The following is a 14,485-nucleotide window of genomic DNA, read 5'->3' as shown; positions in this document are numbered from 1 at the left end:
AACAACGCAACGCAATTCACATTTTTGTGATTTTGAGGTTTTGGTTACATTTAAGTGTAGAAAATCCTGACAGAATTCTCCTTAAACTCAGTGTTTTAATCGTCAGAAATATCTGAAATATCACAAACTCAACACTACACTTTGTAACAAAGCCCCATTCAAAATATCAACTTAGCCGTAAATATGGATATTGTATGAAGCAAGGACCGACACACGTAGCCACAGAAGATAGAGAGTTCATCGACAATAAGTCGGCCGCCTTGTTGATCTCATCACCAAAAAGACCTCGTATTATTTTGTGGTTAATTGCTCTATTTTTTATTTTTCTGATTGCTTGGTCAGCATGGGCGCAAATTGATAAAGTAACGACAGGCTCAGCTAAAGTTATTCCTTCATCTCAGTTGCAAGTGGTGCAAAATTTAGAAGGCGGTATTGTTAAGCAAGTTTTAGTCAAAGAAGGTCAATCCGTAGAAAAAGGCCAAACACTACTTTTAATTGATGACACTATTTTTCGTTCCAACTATCGAGAAAAAAGCCAAGACTTGGCCAGTCTGAGCGCAGATAGCATTCGACTAAACCAACTAATCACAAACATCACCATAAATAATAAAGCCTCAGATTGGCAGGAAAAAGTCGCTCTGACCATTACCCCACTCCAATTTGATGAAGCGTTTTCTAATCAACACCCTAATTTGGTAAGACAACAGCAGAATGAATACCGTGATGTGATGTCTAATTTGCAAAATCAACTGAATGTCACCGCACAGCAGATCAAACAAAAAGAACAAGAACTCAGAGAAACCAAAAGCCGCGTGGCAAATTTGGCCAATAACTACAAAATCATTCAGCGTGAATACAATATGACTAAGCCGTTAGCGGAAGATGGCGTCGTCCCTGAAATTGAGATTTTACAATTAGAACGCTCTATGAATGACAGCTTACGAGAGCTGACTTCCGCTCGGATGAAGTTACCTCAAACCGAGTCTGAAATTCAGGAAGCCACGTATAAATATGTCAATATTGCTTCGGATTTTCGCGCCAAAACTCAACAAGAATTAAGCGACACCACGAATAAGCTTTCGAGCATGAGCGAAGTTCAAGTGGGCCTACAAGACAAAGTGAGCCGTACAACAGTGGTTTCTCCAGTCAAAGGCACGATTCAAAAAATTCACGTGAATACCATTGGCGGTGTGATTCAGCCAGGCATGGACTTAATTGAAATAGTTCCAACTGAGGATACGTTATTAATCGAAACCAAAATTGCCCCGCAAGATATCGGTTTTTTACATCCAGGCTTGAAAGCAGTAATCAAGTTTACCGCGTATGATTTCACCAATTATGGCGGGTTAAATGGCACACTCGAAACCATCAGTGCCGATACGATCCAAGATGAAGAAGGCAATAGCTATTACTTGGTTAGAATACGTACTGATAAAAATAGTATGCATGATGCTAACGGCGAAGATCTTCCTATCATTCCAGGCATGACAGCCTCTGCTGATATCATTACCGGCAAACGTACGGTGTTAGATTACCTACTTAAACCGGTACTAAAAGCCAAGCAAACGGCGTTAAGGGAGTAACTATGAAAGATCCATTATTACAATCGTTACTCTACGTCAGCCAATATTATGGCCAAGACCACTCTGCTGATTCATTAATCAGTAACTTGCCTTTACAAGATGGCCTACTTACCCCGCATTTTTTTGAAAGAGCGGCAGAGAAAGCTGGCCTTGCAGCAAAGCCGAGACAAATAACATTGGCTCAATTATCGCCGACCTTATTACCTGTGGTCGCTTTGCTAAATGATGGTAGCAGCTGTGTGATCTTGTCACTCAATCATGAGTCTAACCAAGCCGAAGTAGTCTATGCGGAAACCGAAGATTTAGCGCAAGAAATCGATCTTGGCGAATTACAACAACAATACAGCGGACAATTATTTTTAGTCAAAAAGCGTTTTCGTCATGATGAGCGCTCACCGGAAGTATTAAAAACTCGTGATGGCCATTGGTTTTGGAGCACATTATGGCAATCTCGTACTATTTATACCGATGTGCTGTTAGCCTCTGTTTTAATTAATATTTTTGCCGTTGCGACCCCGTTATTTTCTCGATTAGTGTATGACAAAATCGTCCCTAACTTAGCGTTTGATTCATTGTGGGTGCTGTCATCGGGTGTGTTTGTCATTTTCATCTTTGATTTATCACTCAAGCTCATACGTTCTTACTTTATCGATCTAGCTGGTAAGAAATCGGACATTCTCATTTCATCGAAAATATTTAACCGCGTGATGGGGTTAAGAATGGAATCAAAGCCTGCATCTGTAGGCGCATTTGCCCGCCACCTACAAGATTTCGAATCCATTCGTGAGTTTCTCACTTCGGCAACGGTCGGCGCTTTGATTGATTTGCCTTTTGCGCTCTTATTCTTATTTGTGATCTATATGATTGCTGGGCCTTTAGTGCTTGTACCCTTTGGTGCCGTTGTCATACTGGCGATATATAGTTGGATGATCCAAGCGCCACTTAAACGCTCAATTGAGGAGGGTTCTCGCCTATCTTCGCAAAAGCACGCCAACTTAATTGAAAGTTTGCACCAATTAGAGACCGTAAAAACCTTTAACGCACAAAGCCAATTCCAATACCGCTGGGAAGAAGCTGTCGCGCACATGTCCAACTGGGGAATCAAAACACGCCGCATTACTGACTCGGTACAAAGTACGGCCGGTTTCTTACAGCAATTTGTTTCAGTAGCCATGATCATTGGCGGGGTATATTTAATCTCTAATGGCGATTTAACCATGGGGGGCTTGATCGCTTCCACCATGTTAAGTGGTCGCGCCGTTGGACCATTAGTACAATTATCCATGCTTTCTACGCGTTATAACCAAGCAAAATCCGCCATGACAATCATTGAACAAGTCATGGAGATGCCAATGGAGCAAGAAGAAGACAAACGGTATATTCATCGCTCGAAATTACAAGGCAAGATTGAATTTAATAACGTCAGTTTTCATTACCCAAACAGCAAAACTTACTCATTAAGAAACCTTAACTTCACTATCCAGCCAGGTGAGAAAGTGGCGATTATAGGCCGGATTGGCTCAGGAAAATCCACCATTCAGCGCTTAATAATGGGCCTTTATAAAGCCACTGAGGGCTCAGTAAAACTGGATGATTTAGATATTAATCAGTTACATCCGGTTGACGTAAGAAACAACATAGGTTGCGTACCGCAAGATTGCTCACTCTTTTTTGGCTCTATCCGGGACAACATCACACTAGGCAGACCTAGAAGCAGTGATCAAGATATCCTGATTGCAGCTCAACGCGCTGGTGTCACTGATTTTACTCAAGATGATGAAGCAGGCATTAATAAACAGGTTGGTGAAGGTGGCAGTGAATTATCTGGCGGTCAAAAGCAAGCCATCGCTATCGCCCGAGCTTGGTTAACCCGACCACCGGTATTAGTGATGGATGAACCCACTAGCCAAATGGATAATCGTTCAGAAGCGCTGTTAAAACATCAATTAAAGCAACTGGGTAAAGAAGAAACTCTCGTGCTCATTACGCATAAAACCACCATGCTAGATGTCGTGGACCGAGTGATTGTGTTAGAAAAAGCGCAGGTTGTGGCTGATGGCCCTAAGAATGAAGTATTGAGAATGTTGATGGGACAAACTGTCGACAGTGCCTCATCACAAAAAACGCAATCGGCCGTCAGTTCAGAAGAGAAGAAATCTGCGCCAGCTAAATCCAAACAAATTCAAGTCGAGATTCAGGGCAGTAAATAGCCTATCACCAAGTGACTTGGGTATAAATTTTGAATAAATAACGTTAAGCGATTTTTTGACAGCTCGGTAGCTGATACACGAAAGGATCATGACACAAACTGCCTTGTGGGCCGTGTTTTCTAACGCACGGCCTATTTCTGTCATTGCAAACCAACGGTTTTCGCACCATAAAGGCGATAATAATGTCGGCCTTCTCGCCGCCGCAGAAACACGATGATAGATAATATGCGCAGGGGTTCGACGAATAATCTCTGTTGCCACCTCAACATATTCATCCATTTCTGGCGCATCCAAGCGCCCTGCGCGCCACGCTTTTGCCATGGTACTGCCTTCAACGATATGAAGTGGGTGTAGCTTCAAACCATCCGTTCCGACTTGCATTACTTTTTCAAAGGTTTCAAAGTAATCGGTTCGATTCTCTTTTGGTAAGCCAATGATTAAATGAGTACATACTTTGATTCCGAGCGCACGAGCACGTTGAGTGATGTCGGCATAACAAGCAAAATCATGGCCGCGATTAATGCGTTTCAGCGTGGCATCATTAGCGGTTTGCAAGCCTAGCTCAAGCCAAATCTCATAACCTTGCTGCACATAACCACTGAGTAGCTCTAACACGGCATCCAGCACACAATCCGGGCGAGTTCCCACGCACAAACCGACCATATCGGCTGACTTTAATGCTTCTTCATACATGGTTTTGAGAATTTGGACTTCGGCATAGGTATTGGTGTATGCCTGAAAATAGGCGAGGTATTTCTTGGCACGCTTCACCTCTCCCGCTCGATCGTTGAGTTGGGAGTGAATCGGCTTGATTTGAACATTCTCGTCCACGAAGGAAGATACATTGCAGAAAGTGCAACCACCGCGGCCAATCGTGCCATCACGGTTTGGACAACTGAAGCCTCCATGAAGTGTCAGTTTGTGGACTTTCTCGCCATATCGATGCTGTAAATCTTGACCAATTGTGTTCACTAGCTCGTGCAGCTGCATGATACCCTCAGCATTATTGCAATATTCAAAAGCTGAGGAGTATAAATAAGCTCAAGGCCGTACACATTACTTGAAATCAAAAAACAATTATTTCACCACTTCCAGTGAATCGGTATCAATCGAGACTTTATTCCAATCTTTTTCCACTTCACCACGGATCACAATGGTGTCATTTGGCGTTACTGTGCGGCCATACCAAAGATCATCATCAATCTCGACCGTAATTTCACCGGTGGCATCTTGGAACACATAATCTTCGTCACCAAGCGACATAGTTAAATTGCCCATCAGCTCGACTTTGGTGTCATCGCTGGCATTCATTGCGCTGATGACATCTCGTAAAATACGCTTTGATTTAGATGGCCCAACAAAGCCGCCTTTTCCTTGGCTCACATTTTGCTGAACGACAGGGGTTCCATCGGCATTGACCAGATGATTGCTGGCTAATGCAGGTGTGGCAGCTAAACTCACTAAAGCTGCAATTAACAACGCTTTCATAAATCACCTCATGATCTAAATTCTTTTAATCTCTAGTTTGGATTATGACAAGTTAAGCGTGAAGATAGCGTGAAGAAATGGCCAAACTACAGCTCCCATTCACACAAACCTCATATAAATGCATTTGCTAAAAGCATGTACAAAATAGCTATCTGTGTTTTTCTATGAATTTACTAACATCACATTCTTGCATTTATCCGTAGTATCCATTCCATCGTGAAATAACTGGACGGGACTATAATGTATAAATATAAATTACCAGTGTTAGAAAAGATCGGCTTCGGTGCCGGTGATATGGCGGTTAACGTTGTGATATCGTCAATGATGTTGATCATTACTTTTTTCTACACCGACATTTTTGGTATTAAGCCAGAAGATCTTGCCATGCTGTTTATCGTGGTGCGTTTAATTGATGCGGTGACTGACCCCCTAATGGGCATGATCACCGATAAATTCACCTCTCGCTGGGGACGCTACCGCCAATACCTACTCTTCTTGGCGATTCCATTTGGGCTCTCTGTATACCTTGCGTTCAGTACTCCTGATGGAGACTACAACACCAAATTAGTTTATGCCTACGCAACTTACATCTTAGTAACCGTGATGTTTACCGCGGTCACTATTCCTTATATCTCGCTTATTAGTGTATTAACGGATGACCCAAAAGAGCGCTTATCAGCTAATGGTTACCGTTTATTCTTCGCCAAAATTGCAGCGTTTTTAGTAACGATTATTGTTCCTCAGTTGTCAGCAGCTTGGGGCCAAGACAATATCCAATTGGGTTACCAATATTCCATGGGTTTAATGGGCTTGATGGGCACTTTATTGTTCCTATTCTGCTTTGCCACTACCAAAGAACGTATTGAACACGTCGTTGATAAAAAGACGCTCAAAGAACAAGTGAAAATCCTAGCTAAAAATGATCAATGGCTCATCTTATGCGCAGTGTGTGTCACCGGTACGGTTGGTTATGTGATCCGTGGTTCAGTAGCCGCATATTATGCAAAATACTATCTAGGCGGAGATGCCAGTACAATTTCGGCTTTCTTAGCAACTGGTGTAGCCGCGGCTATTCTTGCGATGGTAGCGTCCACTTGGATTACTAAAAAATACTGCAAAATCAAACTGTTCCGTTATAGCCAAGTCGCCGTATTTGTGATTAGTGCGCTATTGTACTTCTGCGTAGGACGTGGTGATTTTGCTCTAGCGTTTATTTTGTACTTCCTAGTGTCTTTCGTTGTGGATTTACATGCACCGGTATTTTGGTCAGCCATTGCAGAAGCGGTTGATTACGGTGCATACAAAACCGGTAAACGTGTCTCTGGCCTAGCATTTGGCGGCATTTCGTTCAGCCAAAAATTCGGTATGGGTATTGCAGGCGCTATCGTGGGCTGGCTACTTACCTACTTCAACTATGTACCAAATCAAGACCAATCGGATTTCACCCTTACCGGCATCGCGCTGATGCTAACCATCATCCCTGGGTTCTTCCACTTCTTGATGGGTCTATTCATGTTCAAATACAAAGTGACAGACAAATACTATCACTCCATGACAGCCACGAAGATCCTCGATCGCGAAGAAAACTTAAGTGACGTAAAAGCGCAAAAACCGGTACGCAACCCACAAACTGCCTTGGGTAAATAATGATTGAGATAGCGATAAAATCCCCCCGTTTTATCGCTATCTCTTTGGCTTTAAATTCGAACATTGAGAAAGATTAAATAGAAAGGAAACGCCATGACACAACCTAGTCATCACCTCCCAAACCCGATTATTGAGCAACGTGCTGATCCACATATTTACAAGCACACCGACGGCTATTACTACTTTACGGCTTCAGTACCTGAATATGATCGCATTGAAATTCGCCGAGCAAAAAGCATTGCTGAGCTCAACACCACCAGTGAATTGATCAACGCTTGGTACAAGCCTGATACGGGCCCATACAGCGATTTAATTTGGGCACCCGAATTACATTTCATTGATAATGCTTGGTACGTCTACTTTGCCGCCGCCCCTTCTCGAGAAATCGTTGATGGGCTGTTTCAACACCGCATGTACGCCATCTCGAATAAAAATGCCAACCCAATTACCGATGAATGGATGTTTGAAGGTCAAATCGAAACCGGTATGGAAACTTTTTGTTTAGACGCCACTTCGTTCAGTCACAATGGCGTGAACTACTACGTGTGGGCCCAAAAAGAAAATGACATTCAAGGCAACTCCAACCTGTACATTGCGGAATTGGAAACGCCAACTATTCTCAAAACCACACCACAACGCTTAACCATTCCAGAGTTTGATTGGGAACAAATTGGTTTTTGGGTCAATGAAGGCCCTTCTGTGATTCATCGTCACGGTAAATTCTGGTTGACGTATTCGGCGAGCGCGACCGATGAAAACTATTGCATGGGTTTATTGTATGCCGATGAAGACAGCAATTTACTCGATCCAAACAGTTGGACCAAAGCGAAAGAACCCGTGTTTAAAACCAACTGGGAGAAAAAGATCTACGGCCCAGGACACAATAGCTTTACTGTCGATGAAGAAGGCCATGATTTGTTGGTTTACCACGCCCGTGATTACACTGAAATTGAAGGCGATCCGCTATGGGATCCAAACCGCCACACCCGCATCAAACGCTTAACTTGGGACAATGGTTTCCCAGTCTTTGGTGAAGCAGTGTAATTTTCTCAACAAGGTATCTGAGTGCTCAGATGCCTTTTTTCATATAAAGGAGCCGTTATGCTCACCTCTTCAAATACGACTTTCTCACCTGAGTCTTTAAAGCATTCACTCGAATCCAATTGTTTTTCTGATGGGCTACCCGCCAATATTAATATTCTCAAAAATCATCATGGCATGACGGCCACCTTTATGGATGTTGGTGCCACTTGGATAAGTTGCCAATTGCCGACAGCACAAGGAATGCGAGAAGTCTTGCTAGGTATGACATCACTAAAAGAATACCAAACTCACAGCGCATTTCTTGGTGCCACAATCGGTCGTTTTGCCAACCGTATCGCCAAAGGGCAATTTTCACTCAATGGACAAGATTACCACATCACAATTAACGACAACGATAACAGCCTTCATGGCGGTATTAATGGATTTGATAAACGACGTTGGCAAGTAAAAGAGTGCAGTGAAAGCCATATTACCTACAATTTACATTCACCCGATGGCGACCAGGGTTTTCCCGGCAACTTAGTGGTAGAAGTGGCCTACACCTTGACGGAAAACAACCAACTTTGTATTGAATATTCCGCCATGTGCGATCAAGATTGCCCGATCAATTTAACCAATCATGCCTACTTTAATTTAGATGGCGCAGAATCAGGACAAACGATTTTAAATCACGAACTGCAACTGTTTGCCGATGAATACCTACCTACTGATGAGCAACTGATTCCAACCGGTGAGCTTCGCCCTGTCGACAATACCCACTTTGATTTTCGAAACAGTAAAACCGTTGGACGCGATTTACTCAAAGATGCCGACCAAAAACTGGCAAAAGGTTTTGATCACGCCTTCACCTTACAACCTGAACTCACTGATGCCAGCAGCCCTATCGCCCATTTAACCAGCGGCGATAAGCAGGTGATGATGTCTGTTTTCACCGATAAACCTGCGATTCAATTCTACAGCGGTAACTTCTTAGCTGGCACGCCATCAAGACAGGGTACGTATCAAGACTATCAAGGCATTGCGCTAGAAACTCAGTTCCTACCCGATTGCCCAAATCACCCAGAATGGCCACAAAGTAATAAGCCATTCATCAAACAAAAAACGTTTTATCAGTATCAAACTATCTACCAATTTGAGTATTCAAAATGAGCACAGCTTTAGAAAAAATGCGCACAGGCGAACGATATGACATTAATGACGAAGAACTGATTGAGATTCGCGACACCACCCGCGATCGTACTGCCATCTACAACCAACTTCCTCGCCGTGAACGTAGAAGTCAGCGAGAGTTAATCGAGCAGATTTTTGCCCGAGTCGGTGAAGATGTGCATATCGAAAAATCGATGAATATTGATTACGGCATCAACACCTACATTGGCAGCCACGTATTCATCAACTTCAATTTTACTGTGCTTGATTGTGCAAAAGTCACCATTGGCGACGGCGCAGTGATTGGAGCAGGCAGCGTGGTGACCAAAGATATTCCAGAGAATGCAATTGCCTTTGGGAATCCTTGTCGAGTCAATAAAATCAACGGCTAAACGAACCATCCACCCACTCAAACTCCCCTATGGCTGATCGCAATGACTCAGCCTTTTTTCTACCCAAAACAAATTTGATATTTTTTATACAGTGAAATGTGTCAGTAATACAACCCCTTAAACACGTAAAAAATCATGAGGCTTCATCGATAATATTATTATTAATCAAACGAATACATTGAAATGCCACATCATGATTACCCGTCACATAAGCGGTCGTGATCGCTCCCTCTTTCATGATGCAAATCGTGTCTAATAATATCGGGTTTGCTTGCGGCATATATTTTTCAATCAAACTTGCAACATCACGCTTATGCTTACAGCAATATTGGGTTATTTGACTATCAGGTTGGCTAAACTCTGCCGCACTGTTAATAAAAAAACAGCCACGAAAATGGCCTAACATAGGCTCACCATCATCAAACCAACTTTTTAATGCCGTAAATAATTTTTCAACTAACTCTTGATTACTGCTTGCCCCTTCTAGCTTCTTTTCGAGCCATGCTAAAAAGACATGATGTCGTTGTTCAAGCGCTGCCAAAATCAATTCTTCTTTGCTTTGAAAGTGATTGTAAAGGGTCTTTTTCGCCACACCAGATACCTTCAAAACCTCATTAATTCCAATCGAATTAATGCCATGTTCATAAAACAAATGTAACGCGGTATTCACTAATCGTTGTCGTTTTTCATTCATGCCGATGCCTTCAAGATATTTCCTCAATGATCTTTCTTGACAAGAAGTAGACCAACTTGTCTACCTTAACAAGTAGACAAGTCTGTCTACCAACAAAACAAGGAAGGTTTATGAAAAGATTCATTACTCCAGTCATTGCAGGGTTCGGTGCCAGTTTCGCCATCGGGTTACTCGCTTTGTTAAACGATTCTATCCAAAACATCGCACTCATTATGGCTCCCTTTGGTGCTACCGCAGTATTAGTGTTTGGAGTGCCAGATAGCCCGCTCGCCCAGCCTAAAAATGTCATTATGGGACACCTGATCACCGCCGCTATTGGCATTATTTTCACGCAATATATTGGTGTAACACCGATTGATTTAGGGGTTGCAACCGGCCTAGGTGTGACTGCGATGCTCATAACGAAAACCACTCACCCACCAGCAGGAGCAAACCCTTTATTGATCATGCTGTCCGGCCAAAGCTGGCACTTCTTAGTGACTCCCGTATTAATTGGAGCGGTTGCGATTGTTTTACTTGGAAAGGCGATGCTACTATTTCAAAAAGGAATATTTCATACCAAACTTTCTAGCTAAGGACAGCGAATGGATCCGATTTCACAAGGGGTATTAGGGGCAACGGCTGCGCTATTAGTCTCCAACAAGGCTAACCGGCGACATGCGGCCAAAGTAGGCTGTGTTGCAGGTTTAGCCCCCGATCTCGATGTATTAATCAAGTCGAGTACCGATCCCTTGTTGGCATTGGAATTTCATCGCCAATTCACTCACGCGTTAATCTTTATTCCTTTTGGCGGCTTAATTGTCGCCTTTCTACTGTGGGCGATTATGTACCGCAACATTCCATTTAAACAAACCTTGTTGTTTGCGGTTGTCGGCTATGCCACTCATGGTTTACTCGATGCTTTCACCACTTACGGCACCCAGCTTTTATGGCCTTTTTCCAATCAAAGAATCGCGTGGGACATGGTGGGAATTATTGATCCGCTGGTCACACTCCCATTGCTCGTCGCCATCATCATGACATGCATAACGTTGTCTAAAAAATGGATCATCACTGGTTCGATATTTTTTGCGGCTTACATGAGTTTTGGGGCTCTACAACATCATCGAGCACTTGAGGCTACCAAGCAACTTGCTCAATTTCGCGGGCAAGAAATCACTCGAATTAAAGCGATGCCGACCATTGGTAATTTGATTGTGTGGCGCACACTATATCAATCTGGAGACCACTATTATGTTGATGCAATACGAGTGTCACTTTTAGGTAAAACCAAAATTTATCCTGGTGATTCTATTGAAGTGTTACATGTCTCGAATACGTATCCAACATTGGCTCAAAATAGTATTCAATTTAGCGATATTCAACGTTTTAGCTGGTTTAGTGATCAGTGGGTAGTTTCAAGTCCTTACACTTCCAACTCGATAGCGGATTTGCGTTACTCATTGCAAGTAAATGGCATTAAACCATTATGGGAAATCGCCGTAGATCCAACCCACCCAGATAAACATATTCAATACCAAATGAACGCTAGCGGTGAAAAAAGAGACATTCTTCCTTGGACTATTTTATTAGGGGAATAATTTCACTCAACTCTCTGAGTAAAGTGATCAAACGCAGTCACTTTTGTATAGCCTTCTGATTCATATAATGCCTGGGCAGCATGATTATCAACAGCCGTAGCAAGTTTAATGGTTAGCGCATTGGTTTCCTGTGCATGTTGCTTGGCCTTCTTTAGCAAAGATCTTGCTACGCCCTGTTTTCTTGCAGATTCAGACACAAAGAGATCATTTAAATACCACATCGGCTTCATCGCGACAGATGAGAACGCGGGATAGAGTTGAATAAAGCCTAATGCTTCATCTTTCTCATTAAGAGCTAAAAAAATCACCGATTCAGAATTTTCTATGCGGGCTTTAATAAACGCTTTTGATGAAACCAAATCCGATTGTTGGCCATAAAATTGACGATACAGATCAAATAAATGCGCGACCTGATCGAGCTCATTAATTGTGGCTTGTTGAATATTCAAATAAGGCTCCTTATTTAAGTCAAACTCAACGCGATGTAATGGCAGATTTAACAATGGTGACACCGATTAACCCTAAAATTGCGCCAGTGACTTTATCTATGTAATAAGCCATTTTGGTGAATCGATGGCGTACTTTTTCAGTTGAAAGTAAAAAGATAATCGCGGCATCCCATAAGAAAACCACCAAAGTCATCCAAACACCTAAGCTAAATTTAAACCCAAAACTGACATCATTATTAAGCACGACAGTAAATAAACTGAGATAAAACAATAGGTTTTTAGGATTCAAAATCCCTGACATAAATCCAGTAGCAAACTCCACGACAAAACTGCTCTTATTGGCAGAAGCGCTAGATGAAGCGGTCTCTATGGTTAACGCTTGGTAAGAGTCTTTACGTGCTTTTAACGCTTGGATGGCAAGATAAATGAGAAATAATCCACCTATGATTTTTAAGGTGATCATTATTGAAACTGAGGCGGCAAGAATAGAACCGACTCCGATAAGGCAAAGTGCAATATAAACCGCATTGGCAGAAGCAATACCAGCCGCGATACCAATAGCGTTTTTTCCTTTATTACGAATCGCACTTTTTACTACCAATACGAAATCGGGTCCAGGACTGAGCAAAGCTAAAAAATGCGCCACAGCAACGGTAACAAATATCCCAAATAAACCCACGTCCATCTTCACCTCCATATGTTGAAAAACGAACATTAGTATGGCCGATTGAGAAGAAATTGGAAGTCTTAATGCGCTTTGCAAGTAAAAGTAAAGGAGCCTAACCTTGTAACTCCGCCTGCTTGGCTTTTGTTAATCCTTCAAACACCAACCGATAAGACTCGGAAAGATAGTATTTCAAGTCCTCATCTAGGTGGCCTGAAGTGTCGAGTTGTTGGATCCATTTCATGCCACGACTGGCAAAGTAAGGGGCGGGAATATAGCCGGCTTCTTCACGTAAAAAATCGAAATTGATAGCTGAGGTTTTAAATGTAAAGGCGGGCTCACCTTGTTTATTGGTTGAGCCTATCGCAAAAACTTTTCCGCCAATTTTCCATACGTGTGAGTGATTCCACTGCATCACATAGGTGCTATTGGGAAGTGAGCGGCAAAATTGATTAAATTCTTCATGCGTCATCAGATGTTGCTCCCTTTGCCCCTTTCCTAATCATTTGAAAAGTATGCCAAGCACCCAGTCCAAATAACACAATGATCAAAACGTTCAGGACGATATTAGAGCTTTGTATCGCTGAGTGCATGCCAGCCAGTTGATCATAAATATCATCAGATAAGCCAAATAAACTGGTTTGATTAAAGCGCCACACTATCCATGCCGTGCTGAAATAAAAGCAGGCTAAATAAAGATGTTTAAAGCGCTTCAACCGTTTGCCTGTTTTGCGCATTACATGACTTTCTCGCGGTATAGTTTCGGGCTTAAACCGGCTTTGTTTTTAAATACGCGGGAGAAATACAATGGGTCAGAATAACCGATAAAACGTGAGATCTGGTTAATTGAGTAGTTGGAAGTGACCAGTAATTGTTTCGCTCGGCTGATGCGTTGATCATCGCGCCATTGGGTAATAGTCATGCCGATTTCATCACGGAACAAATGCCCTAAACGAGAAGGTGACAAGCAAATTAAATCCGCTAATTGCTCATTACTGAAATCTTCATTTAAGTGCTTAGCCATGTAATTGACCACTTCTGTAATGCGCGGATCGACACGCTTTTTAATCAGGTTAGGCTGATTCATTTTGCAACGGATCAGAATTTGCTCAAGCAGGTTCAGGCTCAGCTCATCGGTGTAAGGCTCTTCTAATTTACTCAATTCTTCAATCTGTAAAAATAGTTGATTGAGTTTTGATTGATCATCAATTTGCACCCCTTTGGTCATAAACACACCATTGGTGCATTCTTGCCATTTTAGGCGGTTATTCCAGTAGGCGCGTGGGCGAAAATAAATCCAACGGTGGTGCCATTCTTCCACATCTTTCTCTCGGTGGTAATAGTGTGGTACGCCAGTTGGAAAAAGCAGCAAATCGCCTTCTTTAACATTAAAGGCTTGTTCACCTTGAAAGACGGTCCCCTCGCCTTTCACGGTTAAATTAATAATGAAGCCTTTCATGCCGTTTGGGCGGTCAATGACAAAATCGAGATCGTTATCTCGTTCGATCGGGGTTAAACCTGCCACCAAATGGGCATTGAAATCATAACCGGGTTTAAGTGGATCGTTTTGCATATTGAGGTCCGT

The 14,485-nt window shown here is 42.5% G+C and carries 15 protein-coding genes and 1 pseudogene; 8 read left to right on the top strand and 8 right to left on the bottom strand.

Features of this window, described 5'->3' with window-relative positions; translation table 11 throughout:
• Positions 1-194: 194 nt before the first annotated feature.
• Both Vgang_RS12925 and Vgang_RS12920 read left to right on the top strand, forming a co-directional pair.
• Complete coding sequence (locus Vgang_RS12925; RefSeq protein WP_105901265.1) at positions 195-1,583, top strand: HlyD family type I secretion periplasmic adaptor subunit; 1,389 nt, start codon at positions 195-197, stop codon at positions 1,581-1,583.
• 2 nt (positions 1,584-1,585) lie between these two features.
• Positions 1,586-3,793 carry a type I secretion system permease/ATPase gene (locus Vgang_RS12920; RefSeq protein WP_105901264.1) on the top strand — a complete coding sequence of 736 codons (2,208 nt, stop codon included), beginning with the start codon at positions 1,586-1,588 and terminating at the stop codon, positions 3,791-3,793.
• Positions 3,794-3,836: 43 nt separating this feature from the next.
• Here the strand turns inward: Vgang_RS12920 and Vgang_RS12915 are convergent.
• Positions 3,837-4,783: pseudogene (locus tag Vgang_RS12915) on the bottom strand (TIGR01212 family radical SAM protein).
• Positions 4,784-4,870: 87 nt separating this feature from the next.
• Positions 4,871-5,281, bottom strand: a complete 411-nt coding sequence (locus tag Vgang_RS12910; protein ID WP_105901263.1) for a YgiW/YdeI family stress tolerance OB fold protein — start codon at positions 5,279-5,281, stop codon at positions 4,871-4,873.
• 240 nt (positions 5,282-5,521) lie between these two features.
• Between Vgang_RS12910 and Vgang_RS12905 the strand changes: the two genes are divergently transcribed.
• The 4 genes from Vgang_RS12905 (at position 5,522) to Vgang_RS17075 (ending at position 9,513) form a co-directional block, all read left to right on the top strand.
• Positions 5,522-6,928, top strand: coding sequence for an MFS transporter (locus tag Vgang_RS12905; RefSeq protein WP_105901262.1), 1,407 nt, complete (start codon positions 5,522-5,524; stop codon positions 6,926-6,928).
• A gap of 93 nt (positions 6,929-7,021) precedes the next feature.
• Entirely contained in the window at positions 7,022-7,972 is a 951-nt protein-coding gene (locus Vgang_RS12900) for a glycoside hydrolase family 43 protein (protein WP_105901261.1), read from the top strand.
• A gap of 57 nt (positions 7,973-8,029) precedes the next feature.
• Positions 8,030-9,121 carry a galactose-1-epimerase gene (galM, locus tag Vgang_RS12895; protein WP_105901260.1) on the top strand — a complete coding sequence of 364 codons (1,092 nt, stop codon included), beginning with the start codon at positions 8,030-8,032 and terminating at the stop codon, positions 9,119-9,121.
• Entirely contained in the window at positions 9,118-9,513 is a 396-nt protein-coding gene (locus tag Vgang_RS17075; RefSeq protein ID WP_281256441.1) for a maltose acetyltransferase domain-containing protein, read from the top strand. The genes galM and Vgang_RS17075 overlap by 4 nt, the downstream gene beginning before the upstream one ends.
• 133 nt (positions 9,514-9,646) lie before the next feature.
• Here Vgang_RS17075 and Vgang_RS12880 read toward each other — a convergent pair whose 3' ends face one another.
• Positions 9,647-10,207, bottom strand: a complete 561-nt coding sequence (locus Vgang_RS12880) for a TetR/AcrR family transcriptional regulator (RefSeq protein WP_105901259.1) — start codon at positions 10,205-10,207, stop codon at positions 9,647-9,649.
• A 110-nt stretch (positions 10,208-10,317) separates the two neighbouring features.
• Here Vgang_RS12880 and Vgang_RS12875 point away from each other — a divergent pair, with 110 nt between their 5' ends.
• Together Vgang_RS12875 and Vgang_RS12870 are read left to right on the top strand one after the other, a co-directional pair.
• A complete protein-coding gene (locus tag Vgang_RS12875) occupies positions 10,318-10,782 on the top strand; it encodes an HPP family protein (protein ID WP_105901258.1) in 465 nt (154 codons plus the stop codon).
• 9 nt (positions 10,783-10,791) lie between these two features.
• A complete protein-coding gene (locus tag Vgang_RS12870) occupies positions 10,792-11,787 on the top strand; it encodes a metal-dependent hydrolase (RefSeq protein WP_105901257.1) in 996 nt (331 codons plus the stop codon).
• A gap of 2 nt (positions 11,788-11,789) precedes the next feature.
• On the opposite strand, the gene Vgang_RS12865 is transcribed toward Vgang_RS12870, so the two are convergent.
• The 5 genes from Vgang_RS12865 to araC form a co-directional block, all read right to left on the bottom strand.
• The gene (locus Vgang_RS12865) at positions 11,790-12,236 is read right to left on the bottom strand and encodes a GNAT family N-acetyltransferase (RefSeq protein ID WP_105901256.1); all 447 of its coding nucleotides are present in this window, start codon (positions 12,234-12,236) and stop codon (positions 11,790-11,792) included.
• A gap of 25 nt (positions 12,237-12,261) precedes the next feature.
• Complete coding sequence (locus tag Vgang_RS12860; protein ID WP_105901255.1) at positions 12,262-12,921, bottom strand: LysE family translocator; 660 nt, start codon at positions 12,919-12,921, stop codon at positions 12,262-12,264.
• A gap of 94 nt (positions 12,922-13,015) precedes the next feature.
• Positions 13,016-13,372 carry an MmcQ/YjbR family DNA-binding protein gene (locus tag Vgang_RS12855; RefSeq protein ID WP_105901254.1) on the bottom strand — a complete coding sequence of 119 codons (357 nt, stop codon included), beginning with the start codon at positions 13,370-13,372 and terminating at the stop codon, positions 13,016-13,018.
• A complete protein-coding gene (locus Vgang_RS12850; protein WP_105901253.1) occupies positions 13,362-13,637 on the bottom strand; it encodes a hypothetical protein in 276 nt (91 codons plus the stop codon). The genes Vgang_RS12855 and Vgang_RS12850 overlap by 11 nt, the downstream gene beginning before the upstream one ends.
• Positions 13,637-14,473, bottom strand: a complete 837-nt coding sequence (gene araC, locus Vgang_RS12845) for an arabinose operon transcriptional regulator AraC (RefSeq protein WP_105901252.1) — start codon at positions 14,471-14,473, stop codon at positions 13,637-13,639. The genes Vgang_RS12850 and araC overlap by 1 nt, the downstream gene beginning before the upstream one ends.
• Positions 14,474-14,485 lie beyond the last annotated feature (12 nt).

Source organism: Vibrio gangliei (genome assembly GCF_026001925.1).
Lineage (GTDB): Bacteria > Pseudomonadota > Gammaproteobacteria > Enterobacterales > Vibrionaceae > Vibrio > Vibrio gangliei.
This window is presented reverse-complemented; position numbering and strand designations above follow the sequence as displayed.